We start from the raw sequence: 19,771 nt of genomic DNA, 5'->3' as shown, positions 1-19,771 counted from the left end.
ATCATCCCGCCGAACGCTTTAGAACGCGCCCATCAAACAAAGAGGTGAATCCATGAACCGCCCCTCGGGCCGTGTGCCTGACCAGATGCGCGACGTCTCCATCGAACCCGGTTTCGCGAAACATGCGGAAGGCTCTTGCCTGATCCGTTTCGGGGATACGCATGTGCTGTGCGCCGCATCCATCGAAGAACGCGTCCCGCCGTGGCTGCGCAACAGCGGCAAGGGCTGGGTGACAGCTGAATACGGCATGTTGCCCCGGTCCACGCATACGCGGACCGACCGCGAGGCCGCGCGCGGCAAGCAGTCCGGCCGCACGCAGGAGATCCAGCGTCTGATCGGGCGCTCGCTGCGCGCGGTGACCAATCTGGAAGGTTTCGGCGAACGTCAGATCCGGGTCGACTGCGATGTGCTTCAGGCGGACGGTGGCACCCGTACGGCTTCCATCACCGGTGCCTGGGTCGCGCTGCATATTGCCTTCGACGGTCTGGTGAAGAAGGGCGCGATCAAGTCGGTGCCCATGATCGGACAGGTCTCGGCCATCTCGTGCGGCATCTACCAGGGGACGCCGGTGCTCGACCTGGACTATGCCGAGGACTCAAACGCCGAGACCGACGGCAACTTCGTCATCACCGACGGTGGCACGCTCTGCGAAATCCAGGCGACAGCCGAGGGCACGCCGTTCACCGACGCCGAGTTCATGGAACTGCTGCGCCTCGCCAAGAAGGGCTGTGCGGAGCTGAGCGAGATGCAGCGCGCGGCGGTAGGCGGTTGAGGCATGACGCGCAGACTGACTGAGAAGCGGATCGTCGTCGCCAGCCATAACCGCGGCAAGGTCGTGGAAATTGCCGATCTGCTGCGGCCCTTCGGGATCACGCCGGTGTCGGCGGCGGAACTGAACCTGCCGGAACCCGAGGAGACCGAGAAAACCTTCAAGGGCAACGCGCTGCTGAAGGCGCGGGCGGCGGCGAAAGCTTCCGGCATGCCGGCCCTGTCGGACGATTCGGGCCTGGCGGTTGCCGCGCTGAATGGCGATCCGGGAATCTATTCGGCGCGCTGGGCGGGGCCGGAGAAGGATTTCACACTGGCCATGCGCAAGGTCGAGGACGCCCTGCGGGCCAGTGGATCGGATGACCGTTCCGCGAAGTTTGTCTGTGCGCTGGCGCTGGTCTGGCCGGACGGGGAAGAAGCCGTCTTCGAAGGCAAGGTCACGGGGAAACTGGTCTGGCCGCCGCGCGGCGAAAACGGATTCGGGTACGATCCGGTCTTCGTGGCAGACCTGCAGGACGTCACATTCGGCGAGATGGATCCCGCGGAAAAACATACCATCAGCCATCGCGCCGACGCGTTCCGGCAACTGCTTGCCGCCTGCCTGTCTTGAAGGGTTTCGGGTCGATGGATTTCGGTATCTATGTCCATTGGCCCTTCTGCGTCTCCAAATGCCCCTACTGCGATTTCAACAGCCACGTGCGCGAGACGGTCGATCAGGATCGCTGGCGGTCGGCACTGCTGGCCGAGACCGGATACTGGCGGGAACGGATCGGACAGCAGCCGGTTCGCTCCATTTTCTTCGGCGGCGGTACGCCCTCGCTGATGCCGCCTGCGACGGTCGCGGCGCTGATCGCGGAGATCGATGCGCAGTTCGGGCTGGCCGACGATGTGGAGATCACGCTGGAGGCCAACCCGTCGACGGTTGAAGCGGGCCGCTTCCAGGATTTCAGGGCTGCCGGGATCAACCGGCTGAGTCTCGGCGTGCAGAGTTTCGATGATGAAGCGCTGAGATTCCTCGGCCGCGCGCATGATGCGGATACCGCGCTGGCAGCCATCGCAACCGCCCGGCAGACCTTCGAGCGGTTCTCGTTCGATCTGATCTATGCGTTGCCGGACCAGACCGGGGCGGCGTGGCGGCAGCAACTCGAACGCGCCATCGATCTCAGCCGGGGGCATCTTTCGCTCTATCAACTGACCATCGAGCCGAACACGGGGTTCGCCGGGGCGGTGCGGCGGCGGGCCTTTCAGCCGATGGACGATGACCGGGCAGCGGACCTGTTCGATCTGACGCAGCGGGTGTGCGATGCGGCGGGGATACCGGCCTACGAGACCTCCAACCACGCGGTGCCCGGTCAGGAAAGCCGCCACAACCTGATCTACTGGCAGTATGGTTCGTGGATCGGCATCGGGCCTGGCGCGCACGGGCGACCGGTGATGCCGGACGGACGGCGCCACGCCACCGCGAACGTGAAGAAGCCGGAACGCTGGCTGACGCAGGTCGAGACGAACCGGCAGGGTCTGGATGAGGATCGCTCGGTACCTGCCGCCGAACAGGCGGAAGAGGCTTTGATGATGGGGCTCAGACTGTCCCGGGGCATCGATCAGGCCCGGTTTCGGCACCGCACCGGCACCGCACTCTCCGACCTGCTGGACCCGACGGCCGTCGAGGGGCTGGCGCGCGCCGAGCTGATCGTGTCGGACGGCGATGGAATTCAGGTCCGGCCCGAAGGCCGCCTGCTGCTGAACAGCATCACCGGACAGCTTCTGGATGGAGCGCGCGGCAGATGAGTTTCACGGAAGCGGGCGGCATGCGGCGGGGCGTCTCGCTGATCGCCTTCGGCGCGTTCATGTGCCTGATCTCCAGTGTCGGCCAGACCTATTTTATCTCGCTTTTCGGCGGCGAGTTGCGCGCCGCATTCGATCTCAGCCATGGCGAGTTCGGGCTGATCTACATGATCGGGACGATCGCCAGCGGCGCGACGCTGATCCTGTTCGGACGCATCGTCGATTTCCTGTCGCTGAACAACAGTTCGTTCATCGTGCTTCTGGGGTTGGCCGGGGTGGCGGCCTTCGCCGGACTGGCCTGGTCGCCCGTCGCGCTGACAGTTGCGATCTTCGGGCTGCGGCTGTTCGGGCAGGGGATGTCGACCCATGTCGGGATCACCGCGATGGCCCGGCATTTCCAGCGTTTCAGGGGGCGTGCGATTTCCATCGCATCGCTGGGCCACGCCATCGGAGTCGCGGCGTCACCGGCCTTCGTCATCTTCCTGCTGGCACAGATGGACTGGCGGCAGGCCTGGTTCGCGACGGCCGTGCTGGTGATCGTGCTGGTTCCCATCGTCCCGTTGCTGTTGCGCGGCACGGGCTGGCGCAAGCCCGAGGCGGAGGTCAGTGTCGCCACTGCTGCCGCAGTCCGATCGACGGGCGCACGGGCCGACTACACGCTTGGCCAGGCGCTCCGCGATCCGGGTTTGTGGCTCCGGCTTCCGGCTCTGCTGGCACCGGCGTTCATCTCGACGGGCTTCTTCTTCCATCAGGTGCATCTGGCAGCCTCGAAGGGCTGGGACATCGATGTGATGGCCTATTCGTTCAGTGCGTTTGCCGTGGCGACCGTGCTGGGCCTGCTGATCGGGGGGGCGCTGGTCGACTGGCTGAGCGCCCGGCGTCTGGTCAGTGTGTTTCTGGCACCGCTCGCCGCATCCTGCGCCGTTCTCTGGGCAGGGAACGCGGCATGGTCGGCACCGGTCTTTCTGGGGCTGATGGGGTTTGGTGCGGGACTCACGCAGGTGCTCCTCGGGGCACTGTGGGCCGAACTCTATGGCGTGCGCTACATCGGATCGATCCGCTCGTTCGCGACCGCGATGATGGTGTTCTCGACCGGGCTGGCACCCTTCATCATGGGGGCGGCCATCGACGTGGGTGTCACCATGGAGCGGATCGCGGTCTGGTCTGCCTTGTATTGTGTCGGCGCGTCGGTTTTCTCGACCATGGCCGCGCGTGCCTTCGAGCGCCGTCTTCGGAACGATCGCCCCTGATGCCCGTCACGTCCCGGTCGCGCTGTGTTTGACATGGCGGCGACTCACCGGTTACGACGAGCGCGGATTGTAGTTTCCCCAGTAACTGAAAGTGCCATGACAATTCTCAGCCGTTTACCGAACGCGCGCGCCGTGACGCGTCCCATGATCATTGCGCTGACCGGTGCAGTTCTGCTCGGTGCCTGCACCGAACCGCAGAAGCCGCCCGTGGTTGCCAAACCGCCGGTCGTGAAGCCGAATGTTTCCAATGTCATTCTGGCGCGTCAGTACTATTTCGGTGAAGGCAAGCCGGCCGATCCGGCGCGCGCCGTGGCTTTGCTGGAACCTGAGGCGGCCAAGGGCGATCCGGATGCGCTCTACATGCTTGGCCTCGCCTATCGCGATGGCAAGGGTGTCGCGAAGGATCCGGTCAAGTCACTGACATCGTTCGAGAAGGCGGCGTCCCGGGGTCAGGCGCAGGCGGCGTATCTGGCGGCCCAGGCCTATGGACGCGGTCAACCGGGCGTCGCACCCGACCCGAAGAAGGCGACAGCGTACATGCGGATCGCGGCCGACGGCGGTATCGCCGATGCGCAGAACCAGATGGCTCTGGCATACCGTTCGGGAATCGGTGTTCCGGTCAACGACAAGATCGCGACGGGCTATTTCGAACGCGCGGCCGAGCAGGGGATCGTCGGTGCGGTCGTCGAGACCGCCGAGTCCTATGAAACCGGCCGAGGCGTGCCGGTCGATCCGGTGTGGGCCATGCGCTGGCATGAACGTGCCGCGCAGTACGGGATCGTCGAATCGCAGGTCAAGTTCGGCAAGCGGATCTGGGCCGGGCAGGGTTTGCCCGTGAACCAGTCCGAGGGGCTGAAGTGGCTGATCCTGGCCGCGAAGGCCGGATCGAAGGAAGCGCAGCAGGCCGTCCCCGTACATCGTCGCCGGATGTCCCGGGCGGACATTCGTGCCGCGCGCGACGAAGCCGCCGCCTGGCAGCCGCTTCCCGCCGGCAAGGTGGTTATTGTGGACAAGGCCACCGTGCGTTTCGTGCAGGCCGCGTTCAACCAGATGGGCATCCCGTCGGGAGGCGTCGATGGCCGCGACGGACCGACGACCCGCACGGCGGTCGGGATGTTCCGCAGGCTCGCGTCACTGGGCAAGGGACGGGACCTCGATATGGAGACGGTCCACGCCATCCGCGATGAACGTCTGCGTCAGTCCCAGCGTAACCGGGCACGTTTGAGCAAGAACAAGAGCTGATGATCGGACAGGCGTCCTGATCAAGGTCAGGCGCCGTCCGCTTCCCGTCCGGTTTCGGCGGTGAATTCGGCGGTCCAGGGATCCCTGGTGTTCCGGCTGATGTTATCGCCGACGCCGTTCTGAAGCGCCTGAACGTCGATCTGGTGGAAGGAACCGCTGCCGACCAGCGATGCGGCCGTTGCCGCCGCGCGACCCATGGCGAAGCAGGGCCCCATCACGCGTACGCTGGCGAGCGCCGCAGGCTCGGCGTCGATGCAGCGTCCGGCCACGACGACATTGTCCAGACCCTTCGGCACCATGGCACCAAAGGGAATGTGGTGCATGTGGTCCGCGTCGAAAACTTCCCAGTGGGTGTCCGCCAGTTCGGTATGCAGTTCGATCGGCCAGCTGCAACGCCCGATCACATCGTCCGGCACGGATCCGGTCCGGACCTGATCCACCGTGATGCGGCTGCGTCCCTGAATGGTGCGGGTCTGGCGGATGCCCGGCTGGCCATAGATCGCCACGCGGGCCTGTCCGAATGCTTCGGGGAATTCGTCACGGAACAGGTTCAGCAGGCCGTCGATCTGCTGCCGCCCCTCGATACCGGCCAGCGCCAGGCCGATGGCCTCCTGCGGCGTCTCGATGTGGGTCATGTTCAGCAGAACCCGCCCGCCTCGCGCGACCGGGAAGATGAACCCGTCGTGACGGACCAGGCCGAAATCCGCACCGCGTCGGCGCATCGCCTCGTGGTATTTCTCCCTGGGATAGGCTCCGCAGATGTCGGTATCGACATCCTCGAAAACGGCCATGATGGTGCCGTAGATCGACCGGTCCGCTTCAGTCAGAGGCTGACCGGCCAGCCAGGTCAGCGCGGCATCGCCGGAAGCATCGACAAACGTGTTCGCTTCGACCCGGTAGTCCCCCCAGCGCGTGGCGATTTCCAGTGACCTGACACGGCCGCTGTCCACTGCCGCCGCTCTCAGAACAGCACCGGTCAGTGGCCGGATACCGCGGCTGGCGACCGCATCTTCGGCCCAGCGCATCCACGCATTGATCGAATAGTCGAGGATGAGCGTGTTGCGCGCCCGGCGTGCCGCCGCGTCGCCGTTGCGGGACAGCGTTTCCAGCATCCGGTCCATGACGCCATGGGTCACCCGGTGGGGGCTCTCGCCATTGCTGTAGAGGCCGCAGATGGTCCCGATTGCCGAGCCCACCGCCTGACCGCCCAGCTGGGGCGATGCATCCACGATCAGTACGTCCAGACCGAGTTCATGGGCCTCAAGCGCCGCAGAAAGGCCCGCCGCGCCCGAACCGACCACACACAGGTCAGCCGAAAGCGCGCGGGTCTGATCCGGTTGTCGCCGGATGGTTCGTGAGCCGGGATGATCAGTCATGGGTTGCGCGGATCAGCGTCAGACGTCCGTCAGCCGGACGGTGCGCGCGGAAAGACCCTTGTCGCCTTCTTCGAGTGTGATGCGAAGCTGCTGGCCGGGCTGCACGGTGGTGATGCCGGAGCGGCGCAGCACCTCAATGTGCAGAAAAATATCCGACGGGGTATTCTCGGCGGTCAGGAATCCGTATCCGCGGATCTTGTTGAACCATTTCACCACGGCACCGATTTCGTTCTCGGGCGGTTCCTCGGACAGGTCGCCGGGCTGTGACATGGTCCCGCTCGGGATTTCCGTCTGCTGCTGCTGCGGGCTGTTGTCGGGGTTGGCAGGGCGGACCTGGGTGACGCTCACGGCCTGCAGGCCGCGGGCACCCTCTACGGCCATGCACCAGATTTCGGATCCTTCTTCCACGAAGGAAAGCCCCGCTTTCCGCAGGCAGGAAAGATGCAGAAATACGTCACGCCCATCGTCGGTCGTGACGAAACCGTACCCTTTGACATAGTTGAACCACTTGAGATGTCCGCCTACCTCAATGGTCTGCTTTTCAGCGACCTCCTGGAACATGCTCTGTCTCACCCAATCTTTGTACTGCGTCGAACTTAACATTGTTTATTTTTGACACTATCACTACGGCAACCGACGAAGGAAGGGCGAAATCGCCTGTGACAAGAGGTTCTGAAAGCCCCTGGCCTGCCGATCATGTGATCTGCCGGCTGTCCGGTACGGACCCTTCCGGCGTATCCCAGGTGGAGGAACCGCGTGCCATCTCTGCCTTCGCGGGTCTTTCGCTGGCCGAATTGAAGCATCGGGTTCGGACGGACCGGACCAGTTTCGAACTCCGCTACCACCTTGCCAGGGCCATCGCCGGGACCGGAGATCAGGAGCAGACCCTGCGGGCCTGGCGCAAGGCGCTGGTGCTGCAACCCGATAGCCCGACGGCCGGTCTGCATCTGTCGGAGGCGCTGTTTGGTGCTGGCGAGCATGACGAGGCGATCGACTGGCTGAAACGCCTGATCGCCCGCCGACCCGATGACGACGGGCTCAAGATCGCAACCATCGGCCTGTGTCTGCGAAGCGATGCGCGCCGGTTTGCGCGCTGGTTTGCCGAGCAGTTTCTGGAAACGCCGAAGCCGTCGCCGCGCCTGTCCATGGCATTGGCTCATGTCTTCCGTCTGTTCGACGATCATCATCGTGCGGGCCGGGCCGCACAGGTGTCGACCGACGGAGCCGATCTCGACGCCCGGCAGCGTGTGCTGGCGACGCAGATCGCAGACTGGAACGGGGATGTGGCGGCGGCGCTCGGCCATCGCCAGTCCCTGGCCCGCGCCGTGCCCAGCGGGGCGACCTACGCACGGTGGGCGATGGCGCTGTCGCGCAGCGGTGATCCAGCGGGGGCGGCAAACGCGGTGGGATCGGCGCTGCAGTTCTTCGCCGCTGATCCCGATCAGATCTCGGACCTGGCGGCGCTGCTCACATCTGCACAGATGAGCCCCTTGCGCGACTATGTCCTGACATCGCTGACGGCCAGAGCCGCATCGGATCGCAACGCTGCGGTCGCCCTCGCCCTCGCGCACTACAGGCTTGGAAACTGGCGCGCCACGAAACGGATGCTGGATGACGATCCGTCACTTGGCGAACATCCCCTGCTGGCGATCGCCGGGCACAATATCGGGGAACTGGCTGATGCCGGACACGCGCCGCCTGTCCGTGTGACCGATCATGCGTTGCGCACGGGCCTGCTGCGCCGGAAGCCGCGGCGGCGCGGCCCCCATGGACGTGGCGGTTCGGGCAGCGCGGACGCCGTTGTGATGATCCTGTTGAGCGAGAACGGTCCGGATGTGCGTGAGCAGATGCTTCTGCGTCTGGCCAGCCGGGAAGCCGCGCAGGCCGGGCGGACGGTGGTCGCACGTCAGGTCGCAGCGGCGGGGCTGGACGCGGAATTCACGGCAGACGCCGGGTATCTGTCGGGCTGCTTCTTCGGCATTCCGGACTATCAACTGATCTCGAAGCCCTCGGCACAGTCCGGTCACGACACGCCGGTTCCTGCCGATTCCGAACTCGGCTTTCTCAGTCCGGCTGGCGCTTCCGAGGTATTGCTCCTCAGGCAGGCGATGGAACCCTTTTCGGATCTGGTCCTGCAGACCGCCGACCCGGGCCTCGCGGTATCAGCCGGCCTTGCCATGGTGGACTTCCCAAACAGCCGCCTGATGCTGCATGTCGCGGAAAGCTGGTTCACATCCGATGCCGGGGTTCCGGATTTCTTCGACGCCGCGATGGCCGCCCTTCTGGACGACCGGCGCGTCCGGTGCCTCGCGAACCATACGGGCGTGGCGGAGGCGGTTCACCAACGCTGGGGCGATGGTGCCCGGATCTCGGTTATCCCCGACGCCGTCGATGTAAGGGCGACGCGGCGGGGTTCGGGCGGCATCGGTCGTCTGAGGGCGGGCGAGGGCATGAGCGTGCGTACCGACAAGCCACTCGTTTCAGTCGTGGGTGCGGGCGCTGTCGATCAATCGGATGGTTTCTCCGGCGTCCCCGACATGCGCGATGCCGCGGATCTTGTCGTCTGGCATCCGGGCGGGACACCCGCCGCCGCATCGGCATCATCCCCGGGGCCGGTGCTGGCATGGCCAAACGAGCCGGGACCGTTCCTGGCGCATGCATCGCTGGCGCTGGCGTGGCACACGACCGGCGATCACGAGACGATTCTGCTGGATCATGTTGCCATGAGCGTGCCGATTCTGCGGGTGGGCGGCAGCCCGGGTCCGGATGGAGCAGGTTCGGAAGCCGGTTTTCCCGACCTGGGCAGCGTGATGGTCGATGAACTTGCCGAGCGGCTTCGGTTGTTGCTTTCCCGCCCGGATCATCTGGCGGAAGTCGGCGAAGCTGCGCGATTGTGGGCCCGGAAGCACCGGAATCTCGATCGCGCGGCACGTCAGCTTGGCAAACTGTACCGACGATAGGATGAAGTCCGGTTCGCGTTCCCGGTTGCATCAGGTCCCGTCCCCGAGATAAGCATGGATGCGGGTTCTTCGAAGCCGAGACGATTCCCGGGGGGATGATCTTTCGTGACACGTGCGCTGGGATTGCTGGTGGTGCTGGCGGCGGTTTGGCTGCTGCTCTCGGGCATCTACGATCACAGCCTGCTGTTCTGGCTAGGCGGGGCCTCCTGCATTGCCTGCGTGGCGCTGGCCATCCGGATGGATGTTGTCGATCACGAAGGTGTCCCCCTCGATCTCGGATGGCGGATATTCGCCTACTGGCCGTGGCTGTTCGTCGAGATCGTGAAGGCCAACATCGACGTTGTCGCGCGGTTGCTGCGTCCGACCCCGGCGATCTCGCCGACACTGATCCGCACGCGCCCGCTGCAGAAATCCGATCTGGGGCGGGTCATCTATGCGAATTCAATCACGCTGACGCCGGGCACCCTGTCCATCGACATCGACTACGAGCACGGAATCCTGGTGCATGGCCTGTCCAGGGAAGGCGCGGAAGGTGTGCTGACCGACGACATGAACCGCAGATGCGCCGGACTAGAGAACGAGCGGCTGAGTCGCCGGGCGGACCTGCGATGACGGTGTTCGCGATCGGCGCGCTTGGGCTGCTGGTGGCGATGTCGCTGGCCATGGTGCGGGCCCTGCTGGGCCCGACGATCTATGACCGGATCATGGCACTGAACATGTTCGGCACGAAGACGGTGCTGCTGATCGCGGTCCTGGGCTTCGTCGCCGGGCGGCCGGAGTTTCTGGACCTGGCGCTGCTGTACGCGCTGATGAACTTCATCGGCACCATCGCCGTCCTGAAATACGTCCGCTATCGCGACCTCGGCCAGACGAGGATCGATCCTTGACCGCCTGGGTGGAAATACTGACGTGGATTCTTGTCGGACTCGGCAGCTTCCTGACCATCGTGGGGGCCTATGGCGCGCTGCGGCTGCCGGATCTCTACACGCGCATGCACGCGGCCAGTGTCACCGACACGCTGGCGACCTTCCTGGTGCTGGCGGGCTGTTCGGTTCCGGTACTGGTTTCCGGCGACTGGCTGATTGCGGTCAAGCTGTTCTTCATCCTTGTCTTCCTCTGGTTCACGTCGCCGATTGCGTCCTATGCGCTGGGTCATGCGGCCTTTTTCGATGACGAGAAGCCGCTGCTGGACCACGATCTGACGGATGATCAGGAAGGCGGGAGTGTCCGATGATGCCAGACAGCTGGAACTGGGAAGAGATCATCAACATCATCCTGCTGGCGATGCTGATCGTCATGGCCATCGGCATCGTTCGGCTGAGGAATCTGTTCGCCGTCGTGATGCTGGCCAGCATTTTCAGCCTGATCATGGCATCCGTCTTCACGTTGCTGGATGCGGTTGATGTCGCCTTTACAGAGGCCGCGGTGGGCGCGGGCATCTCGACGATCCTGGCCCTGGGCACCCTGGCGCTGATCGACAATCGCCGCGAGAAGATTCCCGACCGCTTCCATTTCACGCCGCTGCTGGTGTCGCTCGCCACGGGCGCGGCGCTGCTCTGGGCGATGGAGGAACTGCCCGTCGTCGGGGACCCCAGCGCCCCGGCACAGGTGCATGTCGGTCCTGCGTATATCGCGCGGACGCCTGAAGAGATTGACGTGCCGAACATCGTTACCGCGGTTCTGGCCAGCTACCGCGGCTTCGATACGCTGGGTGAGGTCACCGTGATCTTCACCGCCGGCATCGGTGTGATGTATCTGCTGGGCGTGATGCCCGTGATCGGTGCCCGCCGCCGGCGCCGGCGGGACGGGGACGGGCCGTTATGATCCATCATCTGATCCCGCGCGTCCTGTCGAAGCTTCTGATACCTTTCATCATATTGTTTGGTCTGTATGTCCAGTTCCACGGCGATTTTGGCCCCGGCGGGGGATTCCAGGCGGGCGTCATCATCGCCGCAGGCATCATCCTCTATGCGCTGATCTACGGGCTGGATGTTGCCGAGGCGGCGGTCCCGCCGAAGATCGTCGCCGCGTTTGTCGCACTGGGTCTGCTGATCTATGCGGGTGTCGGCGTGGCGACCATGCTGCTGGGGGCGGAGTTCCTGAATTACGACGCGCTGGACGGTCACGATCCTGTCCATGGCCAGCACCTCGGGATTCTGATCATCGAGTTCGGCGTCGGCATGACGGTGGCGTCGGTGATGATCACGATCTTCTACAAGTTCGCGGACCGCCTGCATCTGACGCGGGAACTGGAACTGGCGGAAGACGCGGAGGACATATGAGCCTGCTCGGTCAGTACAATTACTGGATCTTCGCGATCCTGATGACGCTGGGCATCTACATCACCATGAGCCGCGGCAATCTGGTGAAGAAGGTGGTCGGCCTCAACATCTTTCAGGCGAGCGTCTTCCTGCTCTACATCAGCGCCGGCAAGATCTGGGGCGGGACCGCGCCGATCTTCTCGAAGGGACAGGATCCCATCTTCTCCAATCCGCTGCCGCACGTCCTGATCCTGACCGCGATCGTCGTCGGCGTTGCCACCACGGCCATCGGGCTGGCACTGGTGGTGCGGATCAAGGAAGCCTACGGGACCGTCGAGGAGGACGAGGTGCTGGTAGCCGAAGCCGCCTTCGAAGCGGAACTGCGGCAGCAAGCGGGCGGCAAATGAGCGTCGCCTCCAGCGGGTTCAGCGTGATGGCGAATCTGCCCGCGCTGCAGGTCGTCGTGCCGATGATCGCCGCCCCGATCTGCATCTTCCTGAAACCGAAGGGGCTGGCCTGGGCGTTCGCCCTGCTGGTCAGCGTGCTGGCGTTCTGGATATCCGTCACCCTGTTGCAACAGGTTCTGGCCGACGGTTTCATCTCCTACGAGATGGGCGGGTGGGCGCCGCCGATCGGAATCGAATACCGCGTCGACAAGGTGAACGCCTTCGTCCTGCTGATCGTGTCCGCCATGTCGCTGATTGCGCTGCCCTATGCCAGGGTCGCTGTGGATCGCGAGATTCCGGCGGACAAGCAGCACCTGTTCTACGCTGCGTGGCTGCTGTGCCTGACGGGCATGCTGGGGATCACGATCACGGGCGATGCCTTCAACATCTTCGTGTTTCTGGAGATCGCGTCGCTCTCGACGTATGTGCTGATCGCGTCGGGCCGCGACCCGCGCGCGCTGACCGCCTCGTTTCAGTATCTGATCCTGGGGACGCTGGGCGCGACCTTCATCCTGATTGGTGTGGGCCTGCTCTATGTCATGACGGGCACGCTCAATATCGCCGATCTGGCAGAGCGTGTTCCCGCAGTTGCGGATACGGCACCTGTGCGGGCGGCAGCCGGATTTCTGACGGTCGGCATCGCGCTGAAAGCCGCCTTGTTCCCGGCGCATTTCTGGCTGCCGAACGGATATGCATACAGCCCGAGCGCGGTTTCGGTGTTTCTGTCGGCAACGGCGACAAAGGTTTCCATCTACCTGCTGCTTCGCGTGCAGTTCACCCTGTTCGGTGACGTTTCCTACGGAGATTTCGCGCTGGCGAACATGTTGCTGCCGTTCGCGCTGGTCGCCTTTGTCGTCGGGTCCACGGCTGCGATCTTCCAGCAGGATATCAAGCGCATGCTGGCCTGGTCGTCGATCGCGCAGATCGGCTATATGATTGCCGGCATCGGACTTGGTTCGGTGGAGGGCGTCACCGCCGGTATTGTGCACCTTTTCAATCACGCTCTCATAAAGGCCGCGCTGTTCATGTGTGTGGGGGCAGTGTTCCTTCGGACGGGTGGCGTACAGTTGCAACAGTTCGAAGGACTTGGCCGGCGCATGCCGCTGACAATGTTTGCCTTTGTGCTGGCAGGGCTCAGTCTTGTCGGCGTGCCGCTGACGGTGGGCTTCGTGTCGAAATGGTATCTGGTGCTCGCCGCGCTGCAGACCGGGATCACCGGCTATTTCATCACCGCGATGATCCTGTTCAGTTCGCTGATGGCGGTCATCTATATCTGGCGTGTGGTCGAGGTCGCCTACTTCCGCGATCCCGACCCCGAAGCGCCCCGGCAGGAGGCGCCGCTGATGATGCTGGTGCCGATGTACCTGCTTGTCATCGGGTTTTTCTGGTTCGGCATCGACAGCGAGTTCACCGTCGGCGTGGCCCGTGAGGCCGCCCTGCAACTGATGGGGATCGGCCAATGACCGTCGAGACCCAGATCCTGCTCGCGATCATCGTTCCGCTGGTTGGCATGCTGGTCATTGCCCTGACCGGCCGCTGGCCGAACCTGCGCGAGGGCGTGACGCTGGTCACCGCCACGGTCAACGCCGTCAACGTCTGGATGATCCTGCCCACTGTGCTGGAAGGCGGGCGTCCGGTGGTCGCTGTCATTGACGTGCTGCCGGACCTGCCGCTCAAGTTCGAGGTCGAACCGCTGGGCATGATGTTCGCCATCATCGCGGCGACGCTCTGGATCGTGAATTCGATCTATTCGATCGGATACATGCGCGGCAACAACGAAGTCCGTCAGACCCGGTTCTACGCCTGCTTCGCGCTGGCAATCGTCGGCGCGATGGGGGTGGCCTTTGCGGGGAACCTGCTGACGCTGTTCATCTTCTACGAATTGCTGACCCTGTCGACCTATCCTCTGGTCACGCACAAGGAAAACGAAGACGCGCGCAGGGGCGGGCGAACCTATCTCGGCATCCTGATCGCGACCTCGATCGGGCTGCAACTGCCGGCCATCATCTGGACCTACAATCTGACCGGGACGACGGATTTCCAGCCCGGCGGTATCCTGGTCGGCCAGGTTCAGGGTTTCACCGCCGGCCTGCTGCTGGCGTTGTACATGTACGGCATCGGCAAGGCGGCGTTGATGCCGATCCATCGCTGGCTGCCGGCCGCGATGGTCGCGCCGACGCCCGTTTCGGCGCTGCTGCACGCCGTTGCGGTCGTGAAGGCGGGTGTGTTCACGGTCATCAAGGTGATCGTCTATATCTTCGGACTGGATCTGATCTCGACCGAACCGGCGACGAACTGGCTGATCTATGCCGCCGCGATCACGCTGACGCTCGCCAGCCTGATCGCCATGCAGCAGGACAATCTGAAACGCCGCCTGGCCTATTCGACCGTCAGCCAGCTTTCCTATGTCATTCTGGGCGCGGCGCTGGGGGTGGCCATGGGCGTGGTCGGCGCGGGCATGCACATCGCCATGCACGCCGCGGGCAAGATCACGCTGTTTTTCTGCGCCGGTGCCATCTACGTCGCCGCCCACAAGACGGAAATATCCGACATGAAGGGGCTGGGCCGGGTCATGCCGGTCACCATGTTCTGCTTCATGATCGGCGCGCTGTCGGTCATCGGCGTGCCGCCGCTCGGCGGGTCCTGGTCGAAGACGCTGATCATGCTGGGGGCGGCGGACGCCGGTTTCCAGTTGATCATCGGCGTGCTGATCCTGTCGTCATTGCTGAACGTTGCCTATCTGATGCCGATCCCGTTGCGCGGGTTCTTTTTCCGCCCGCCGGGCAGCGGCGACAGTGGTCCCATCAAGATTCAGGAAGCCCCGCTCGCCTGTCTGATCGCCATCGTGATCACGTCGGTTCTGTGTGTCGCGCTGTTCTTCGGGGCGGACCAGATCTATGACATGCTTCTGCCGATCACCGAACCGGGCGGAGGCGCGCGACCATGAGCGGCACGGCAATCTTCAGGGTGCTGATCGTTGTCTGCGTGCTGCTGGCGCTGGTCGATGTCGTGAATCTGGCGATGCACGTCTTCGACCATTACGGCAAGTTCCAGGTCGAGAGCCTGCCCAACTTCTACGGTTTTTTCGGCCTCATCGCCGGCGTGCTTCTGGTGCTGACGTCCGGCTGGCTGAGACGCGTACTGTCACGCGACGAGGATTATTACGACAATGACGTGGACTGAACTGCCGCCGGGATGGATCCTGATCGCAGGCGGTCTGCTGGCCGCCGCGCTGCCCCTGCGTCTGCGCCAGTTGCTGATGCTGGGATTGCCGGTGGCGGGTTTCTATCAGCTTCTGTCCATCCCGGCCGGCAATCACGCGGTCGTCGAATTCTTCGGACTGAACCTGATCGGCAGCCGTGTGGACGGCCTCAGCCTGATCTGGGGATACATCTTCTATATCGCGGCATTCATCGGCGCTGTCTTCCATCTGCATGTCAGGGATCGCACGCAGGATGTCGCCGCCATGACCTACGCCGGTGCGGCCATTGGTGCCGTCTTCGCCGGCGACCTGCTGACGCTATTCGTCTATTGGGAACTGACCGCCGTCACGTCGGCCTTCCTGATCTTCGCGAACCGCACGAACGAGAGTTATCGCGCGGGTATCCGGTATCTGCTGGTCCAGATACTGTCGGGCGTACTGTTGCTGGGCGGCATCGTGATGCACTGGCGGGCGACCGGCTCGATCGCCTTCGACGCCATGACCCTGCAGAGTCCCGGCGCGCTGATGATGTTCCTGGGGCTGGGTGTGAAATGCGCGTTCCCGCTGTTGCACAACTGGCTGCCCGACGCCTATCCGCGCGCGACGGCCACGGGTGCCGTGTTCCTCTCCGCGTTCACCACGAAGATGGCGGTCTACACGCTTGCCCGGGGATTTCCCGGCACCGAGGAATTGATCTGGATCGGCGCGATCATGGCGGTGTTCCCGCTGTTCTTTGCCACCATCGAGAACGATCTGCGGCGGGTCATGGCCTACAGCCTTCAGGTCCAGTTGGGTTTCATGGTTGTCGGTGTCGGCATCGGAACGGAACTGGCGCTGGATGGCGCGGCAGCGCACGCGTTTACCGGCGTGCTCTACAAGGGGCTCCTGTTCATGGTGCTCGGGGCCGTGATCTACCGGACCGGTTCCGCAAAGGCCACGGATCTGGGCGGGCTGGCGCGGGCGATGCCATGGACCATGGGCCTGTGTCTGATCGGTGCCGCATCGATTTCCGCGTTCCCGCTGTTCGCCGGATACATCTCGAAGTCGCTGATCCTGACATCGGCAGGCGCGGGCGGGCACTGGCTGGTCTGGGCGATGCTGCTGCTGGCGTCGGTCGGCGTGGTCTACAATACGGGCATCCGGATTCCCTATGCGGTGTTCTTCGCCCCGGCGCGCCAGGACCACGGTCCGGTATCCGAAGCGCCCGCAAACATGGTGCTCGCGATGGTGCTCGCCGCCGCGCTGTGCGTCGTGATCGGTGTCGCACCCGGATTGCTCTACCAGCATCTGCCGTTCGCTTCCGCCTATGAGCCCTACACGGCAGGCCACATCGTGACGCAACTGCAGCTGCTCGCCTTCACCGGCCTTGCCTTTGCCTGGATGAAACGATCGGGCCGCCATCCCGCAGACCGGCGCGACATGGTTCTGGAATTCGACTGGATCTACCGCAAGGGTCTGCAGGACGTCTGGCGCAAGGTGATCGAATGGGCGTCGGAGACATCCGGCGCGCTGAAGGGCGGCATGCTCGGCTGGGTCGGGGCCGTCGTCATCACCACCCGGCGCGTCGTCGGGATGAACGGACCGCTGGCACGCACGGTCGCGCCCGGCACCGGTGTGCTCTGGCTGATGGCAATGCTGGGTATCTATCTGCTGGTGTTCTACGCCTGATGTCCAAGACGATCCATCTGATCCGGCACGGTCAGTCGACCTTCAACGCCCACATGTCGCTGCATGGCGTCGATCCGATGTATTTCGACGCGCCGCTCAGTCCGCGCGGTGAAGAACAGGTCGCGGCCCTGCGCGATCAGATGGCGGCGCACCCTGTCGATCTGGTGGTGTCGACGCCCTTCACACGTGCGATCCAGACCAGTCTGGGCGCGTTCGGTCATCGCGGGCTGCCGCTGGTGATCGAGGCCCTGCACCGCGAGCACCTGAACGCCAGCTGCGATGTCGGTTCGCCGCCCAAGGTGCTGACGGACGCCTTCCCCGAACTGGATTTCGGACATCTGGACGATCCGTGGTGGTACCAGAAGGAAGGCCACCGCGGACCGTTCGCCGAAGAACCCCATGACATGCTGATGGAACGCGTGAACCGGTTCCGGGGCTGGCTCGCCAGCCGCCCCGAACGCCGCATCGCCGTCGTCGGCCACGGGACCTTCTTCTACATGCTGCTCGGCCGCTTCCTCAACAACGCCGAAGTGGCAAAGCTGGAGCTTTAGAGACGGCGCTCAGTCATCGAAGGGAATGCAGCCGGCTTCGACGCATTGCTTCAACGCACGCCGGCTCGCATCGTCCCAGGCATTTTCGTGGTCCTCGTCAAGAAACCCCTTGGCGACGAGCGCTTCCTGATAACTCGGACGGTAGAAGAAAAAATCCGTGATGATCCGTTCGTGAGCGGCGATCGCCTGCGCGGTATCTCCAAGCCTGGTTGCGATCAGGGCGACACGGTAATGCCCCTGCGCATCGTCAGACCGGAGACGGGCATACTCCCGGGCGTGTTGAAAAGACTTCTCCTGATCGACAATCCCATATTCCTCAGATCCGAAAATTTCCGAGAGATGATCATGTGCTGACGCATTGTCGGGATCGAGCTTCAGGGCCGCGTGCAGATCGGACAGGGCATCGTCCACCCTGTCCAGGTCCAGATAGGTAATCGCCCGATTGACGCGCAGGTAGGAGTTCTCGGGCCAGATCCTTATGGCGGATCCGTAGTCCGCCAGCGCCTTCTCGAAGTTCCCAAGCTGCTCATGGGCCTGCGCCCGATTGTTCAAGGCAACGGGGAATTCCGGGTTCCGCAGCAGCACATGGTCCAGATCCGCGATTGCGTCGGCATAGCGCTCTTCCATAATGGCCACTTTGCTGCGATTGACGCGGGCTGGCTCATGGTCAGGATCCAGACTTATCGCCAGATCGTAGTTCTCCCTGGCCTTGTCGATGTCATCCATCCGGCGGTAAGTAAGGCCGCGATTGACGATGGCATCGACATAGTCGGGCTTCATTTCAATCGCCTGATTGTAATGTTCGATCGCATCGCGGTTTTCGTTCAGTTCCTCCAGCGCGTTGCCGCGTTCGTAATGCGCGTAGGCGCGTTCGTCATCGTCCGCCGCATGCTGGATCAGGATCAGACAGGCAGCGGCCTGCAACTCCCAGTTTCCCTGAATCCGCGGCTCGGCGCAGTCGGCCCGGAAGGCCGCGACGTTCGCGTCGGCAACCGCTGTACCGGCCAGAAATGCCGAGCCGATACAGACAAGACCAGCGATTGCGATGCCTCTCATTCCCGTCACTCCAGACTTGGCAGTATTCGGCATTTCTCGTCCACACAGGCGCGTACCGCTGTCCAGAAGGCGTCGTCGGCCTTGTAGTCGATCTCTCCGTCGAAGTAGCCTTCCTGAGACAGGAACGTCTTGTAATCAGCGATGAACCTGGCGGACCGTTCGAGAAATACCCGATGGTATTTCATTGATTCCGTCGGCTTTTCCAGTCGCGACAACGCGTTGGCGAGCAGGAAAGCGGCAGTATCCCGTCGGGGGTCCTGAACCAGAACAAGCTTCAGATAAGCGGCTGCGGCGAGCAGTTCATGCGGGGCCTCGGCGATCAGATAGTCCAGACGTCCAATGTTGAAACGCGCGTCGACATTCTCGGGGTCCCGTGCGACGACATCCTTGTATCCAAGATAGGCTCGGGCATATTTTCCGATGAATCTCAGGAAATCGGCGCGTGCAACACGAAGATCGGCACGGTCCGGGGCCAGGTCGATGGCCGTGTCGAAGTCGTCCAAGGCCTTCTCGTCGTAGCCATGATAGTAGTTGATGTCGCCGCGCGTTCGATAGGCGTCGGCATAGTCCGGATCGATCGCCAACGCACGTTCGACATCGTCGATCGCGCCCTGATAGTCTCCTGTCTCCGCCTTGGCCAGACCCCGCCCGATGTAGGCATCCTTGCTTTCCGGTTCTTCTTCGAGAATGCGGTTCAGGTCGGCCATGGCCTTTTCACTGCGGCCTTGCTCAAGCGAGAAGGCTGCGCGCCATCTTCGAGCCGTCAGGTTCTGGGGTTGCCGCTCCACCAGTTCATCGAATATCTCGTCGGCGAGAAAATCGATGCCCGCGGCACGATGGATATCGGCCATTCGTTTGAGCGCCTCAGCCGCCACGGTGTCATCGCGCGTAACCTCCGCAAGCACGCGGCAGTACGCCAGGTTCATGTCCTCTGAATAGAGACTGTCGGCATTCAGGCACTGCTGACGCAGCAGTTGCTCGTCGTAGTCCGATGCAGCGGCAGTCCATATCGCCAGCGGAAGCAGGCAGAGCGAGACAGTCACCCTTCTCATCAATGATTGCATGAATCACCTCAAGACAACCCAGGATAGAAGTACATCAATTGCTGACCGCGCTCAACACGTCCGGTCGGCGAATGAAGTGCGCGCAATTGATGTTCGACAGGCACCAGGACGATCCTTGCGCTCAGGCGCTGGTCGGTGTCTC

General features: G+C 63.5%; 21 protein-coding genes. 17 read left to right on the top strand and 4 right to left on the bottom strand.

Translation table 11 applies throughout. The features are described 5' to 3' along the window. Positions 1–52: 52 nt before the first annotated feature. The 5 genes from rph (at position 53) to ACN0X7_RS02705 (ending at position 5,045) form a co-directional block, all read left to right on the top strand. Complete coding sequence (gene rph, locus ACN0X7_RS02725; protein ID WP_417513863.1) at positions 53–772, top strand: ribonuclease PH; 720 nt, start codon at positions 53–55, stop codon at positions 770–772. Positions 773–775: 3 nt separating this feature from the next. After that, positions 776–1,378, top strand: a complete 603-nt coding sequence (rdgB, locus tag ACN0X7_RS02720; RefSeq protein ID WP_417513861.1) for an RdgB/HAM1 family non-canonical purine NTP pyrophosphatase — start codon at positions 776–778, stop codon at positions 1,376–1,378. Between the two features lie 14 nt (positions 1,379–1,392). Beyond that, entirely contained in the window at positions 1,393–2,556 is a 1,164-nt protein-coding gene (gene hemW, locus ACN0X7_RS02715; protein WP_417513859.1) for a radical SAM family heme chaperone HemW, read from the top strand. Beyond that, positions 2,553–3,803 (top strand): MFS transporter, encoded by a 1,251-nt coding sequence (locus ACN0X7_RS02710; RefSeq protein ID WP_417513857.1) that lies wholly within the window; start codon positions 2,553–2,555, stop codon positions 3,801–3,803. The genes hemW and ACN0X7_RS02710 overlap by 4 nt, the downstream gene beginning before the upstream one ends. 96 nt (positions 3,804–3,899) lie before the next feature. Continuing rightward, positions 3,900–5,045 (top strand): tetratricopeptide repeat protein, encoded by a 1,146-nt coding sequence (locus ACN0X7_RS02705; RefSeq protein ID WP_417513855.1) that lies wholly within the window; start codon positions 3,900–3,902, stop codon positions 5,043–5,045. A 26-nt stretch (positions 5,046–5,071) separates the two neighbouring features. Here ACN0X7_RS02705 and ACN0X7_RS02700 read toward each other — a convergent pair whose 3' ends face one another. Both ACN0X7_RS02700 and ACN0X7_RS02695 read right to left on the bottom strand, forming a co-directional pair. Further along, the gene (locus ACN0X7_RS02700) at positions 5,072–6,421 is read right to left on the bottom strand and encodes an FAD-dependent oxidoreductase (protein WP_417513853.1); all 1,350 of its coding nucleotides are present in this window, start codon (positions 6,419–6,421) and stop codon (positions 5,072–5,074) included. Between the two features lie 18 nt (positions 6,422–6,439). Then, on the bottom strand, positions 6,440–7,024 hold the full coding sequence (locus ACN0X7_RS02695; protein WP_417513851.1) for a cold-shock protein: 585 nt from the start codon (positions 7,022–7,024) through the stop codon (positions 6,440–6,442). A 56-nt stretch (positions 7,025–7,080) separates the two neighbouring features. Between ACN0X7_RS02695 and ACN0X7_RS02690 the strand changes: the two genes are divergently transcribed. From ACN0X7_RS02690 to ACN0X7_RS02635, 12 genes are all read left to right on the top strand, one after another. After that, a complete protein-coding gene (locus ACN0X7_RS02690) occupies positions 7,081–9,381 on the top strand; it encodes a hypothetical protein (RefSeq protein ID WP_417513849.1) in 2,301 nt (766 codons plus the stop codon). Positions 9,382–9,486: 105 nt separating this feature from the next. Next, positions 9,487–9,993, top strand: a complete 507-nt coding sequence (locus ACN0X7_RS02685) for a Na+/H+ antiporter subunit E (protein ID WP_417513847.1) — start codon at positions 9,487–9,489, stop codon at positions 9,991–9,993. Further along, entirely contained in the window at positions 9,990–10,268 is a 279-nt protein-coding gene (locus ACN0X7_RS02680) for a monovalent cation/H+ antiporter complex subunit F (RefSeq protein ID WP_417513845.1), read from the top strand. The genes ACN0X7_RS02685 and ACN0X7_RS02680 overlap by 4 nt, the downstream gene beginning before the upstream one ends. Continuing rightward, entirely contained in the window at positions 10,265–10,615 is a 351-nt protein-coding gene (gene mnhG / locus ACN0X7_RS02675) for a monovalent cation/H(+) antiporter subunit G (RefSeq protein ID WP_417513843.1), read from the top strand. The genes ACN0X7_RS02680 and mnhG overlap by 4 nt, the downstream gene beginning before the upstream one ends. Continuing rightward, on the top strand, positions 10,612–11,205 hold the full coding sequence (locus ACN0X7_RS02670; RefSeq protein WP_417513839.1) for a DUF4040 domain-containing protein: 594 nt from the start codon (positions 10,612–10,614) through the stop codon (positions 11,203–11,205). The genes mnhG and ACN0X7_RS02670 overlap by 4 nt, the downstream gene beginning before the upstream one ends. Next, entirely contained in the window at positions 11,202–11,663 is a 462-nt protein-coding gene (locus tag ACN0X7_RS02665; RefSeq protein ID WP_417513837.1) for a Na(+)/H(+) antiporter subunit B, read from the top strand. The genes ACN0X7_RS02670 and ACN0X7_RS02665 overlap by 4 nt, the downstream gene beginning before the upstream one ends. Continuing rightward, positions 11,660–12,049, top strand: coding sequence for a cation:proton antiporter subunit C (locus tag ACN0X7_RS02660; RefSeq protein ID WP_417513835.1), 390 nt, complete (start codon positions 11,660–11,662; stop codon positions 12,047–12,049). Before ACN0X7_RS02665 ends, ACN0X7_RS02660 begins: the two co-directional genes overlap by 4 nt. After that, positions 12,046–13,551, top strand: coding sequence for a monovalent cation/H+ antiporter subunit D family protein (locus ACN0X7_RS02655; protein WP_417513833.1), 1,506 nt, complete (start codon positions 12,046–12,048; stop codon positions 13,549–13,551). Before ACN0X7_RS02660 ends, ACN0X7_RS02655 begins: the two co-directional genes overlap by 4 nt. Next, entirely contained in the window at positions 13,548–15,035 is a 1,488-nt protein-coding gene (locus ACN0X7_RS02650) for a monovalent cation/H+ antiporter subunit D family protein (RefSeq protein ID WP_417513831.1), read from the top strand. The genes ACN0X7_RS02655 and ACN0X7_RS02650 overlap by 4 nt, the downstream gene beginning before the upstream one ends. Then, positions 15,032–15,271: a hypothetical protein gene (locus tag ACN0X7_RS02645; protein WP_417513829.1), complete on the top strand. Its 240-nt coding sequence runs from the start codon at positions 15,032–15,034 to the stop codon at positions 15,269–15,271. The genes ACN0X7_RS02650 and ACN0X7_RS02645 overlap by 4 nt, the downstream gene beginning before the upstream one ends. Next, positions 15,258–16,958 carry a Na(+)/H(+) antiporter subunit D gene (locus ACN0X7_RS02640; protein WP_417513827.1) on the top strand — a complete coding sequence of 567 codons (1,701 nt, stop codon included), beginning with the start codon at positions 15,258–15,260 and terminating at the stop codon, positions 16,956–16,958. Before ACN0X7_RS02645 ends, ACN0X7_RS02640 begins: the two co-directional genes overlap by 14 nt. After that, positions 16,958–17,509: a histidine phosphatase family protein gene (locus tag ACN0X7_RS02635; RefSeq protein WP_417513825.1), complete on the top strand. Its 552-nt coding sequence runs from the start codon at positions 16,958–16,960 to the stop codon at positions 17,507–17,509. The genes ACN0X7_RS02640 and ACN0X7_RS02635 overlap by 1 nt, the downstream gene beginning before the upstream one ends. 9 nt (positions 17,510–17,518) lie before the next feature. On the opposite strand, the gene ACN0X7_RS02630 is transcribed toward ACN0X7_RS02635, so the two are convergent. Beyond that, on the bottom strand, positions 17,519–18,565 hold the full coding sequence (locus ACN0X7_RS02630) for a tetratricopeptide repeat protein (RefSeq protein ID WP_417513823.1): 1,047 nt from the start codon (positions 18,563–18,565) through the stop codon (positions 17,519–17,521). 5 nt (positions 18,566–18,570) lie between these two features. Beyond that, entirely contained in the window at positions 18,571–19,617 is a 1,047-nt protein-coding gene (locus ACN0X7_RS02625) for a tetratricopeptide repeat protein (RefSeq protein WP_417513821.1), read from the bottom strand. Between the last annotated feature and the right edge of the window lie 154 nt (positions 19,618–19,771).

The organism is Minwuia sp. (genome assembly GCF_048263705.1).
Lineage (GTDB): Bacteria > Pseudomonadota > Alphaproteobacteria > Minwuiales > Minwuiaceae > Minwuia.
This window is presented reverse-complemented; position numbering and strand designations above follow the sequence as displayed.

What these genes read in the sequence shown, in the direction of transcription:
- rph (WP_417513863.1), top strand. Translation starts at nt 53, where the DNA reads ATGAACCGCCCCTCGGGCCGTGTGCCTGACCAGATGCGCGACGTCTCC.
- rdgB (WP_417513861.1), top strand. Translation starts at nt 776, where the DNA reads ATGACGCGCAGACTGACTGAGAAGCGGATCGTCGTCGCCAGCCATAAC.
- hemW (WP_417513859.1), top strand. Translation starts at nt 1,393, where the DNA reads ATGGATTTCGGTATCTATGTCCATTGGCCCTTCTGCGTCTCCAAATGC.
- ACN0X7_RS02710 (WP_417513857.1), top strand. Translation starts at nt 2,553, where the DNA reads ATGAGTTTCACGGAAGCGGGCGGCATGCGGCGGGGCGTCTCGCTGATC.
- ACN0X7_RS02705 (WP_417513855.1), top strand. Translation starts at nt 3,900, where the DNA reads ATGACAATTCTCAGCCGTTTACCGAACGCGCGCGCCGTGACGCGTCCC.
- ACN0X7_RS02700 (WP_417513853.1), bottom strand. Translation starts at nt 6,421, where the DNA reads ATGACTGATCATCCCGGCTCACGAACCATCCGGCGACAACCGGATCAG.
- ACN0X7_RS02695 (WP_417513851.1), bottom strand. Translation starts at nt 7,024, where the DNA reads ATGTTAAGTTCGACGCAGTACAAAGATTGGGTGAGACAGAGCATGTTC.
- ACN0X7_RS02680 (WP_417513845.1), top strand. Translation starts at nt 9,990, where the DNA reads ATGACGGTGTTCGCGATCGGCGCGCTTGGGCTGCTGGTGGCGATGTCG.
- ACN0X7_RS02670 (WP_417513839.1), top strand. Translation starts at nt 10,612, where the DNA reads ATGATGCCAGACAGCTGGAACTGGGAAGAGATCATCAACATCATCCTG.
- ACN0X7_RS02665 (WP_417513837.1), top strand. Translation starts at nt 11,202, where the DNA reads ATGATCCATCATCTGATCCCGCGCGTCCTGTCGAAGCTTCTGATACCT.
- ACN0X7_RS02660 (WP_417513835.1), top strand. Translation starts at nt 11,660, where the DNA reads ATGAGCCTGCTCGGTCAGTACAATTACTGGATCTTCGCGATCCTGATG.
- ACN0X7_RS02655 (WP_417513833.1), top strand. Translation starts at nt 12,046, where the DNA reads ATGAGCGTCGCCTCCAGCGGGTTCAGCGTGATGGCGAATCTGCCCGCG.
- ACN0X7_RS02650 (WP_417513831.1), top strand. Translation starts at nt 13,548, where the DNA reads ATGACCGTCGAGACCCAGATCCTGCTCGCGATCATCGTTCCGCTGGTT.
- ACN0X7_RS02645 (WP_417513829.1), top strand. Translation starts at nt 15,032, where the DNA reads ATGAGCGGCACGGCAATCTTCAGGGTGCTGATCGTTGTCTGCGTGCTG.
- ACN0X7_RS02640 (WP_417513827.1), top strand. Translation starts at nt 15,258, where the DNA reads ATGACGTGGACTGAACTGCCGCCGGGATGGATCCTGATCGCAGGCGGT.
- ACN0X7_RS02635 (WP_417513825.1), top strand. Translation starts at nt 16,958, where the DNA reads ATGTCCAAGACGATCCATCTGATCCGGCACGGTCAGTCGACCTTCAAC.
- ACN0X7_RS02630 (WP_417513823.1), bottom strand. Translation starts at nt 18,565, where the DNA reads ATGAGAGGCATCGCAATCGCTGGTCTTGTCTGTATCGGCTCGGCATTT.
- ACN0X7_RS02625 (WP_417513821.1), bottom strand. Translation starts at nt 19,617, where the DNA reads ATGAGAAGGGTGACTGTCTCGCTCTGCCTGCTTCCGCTGGCGATATGG.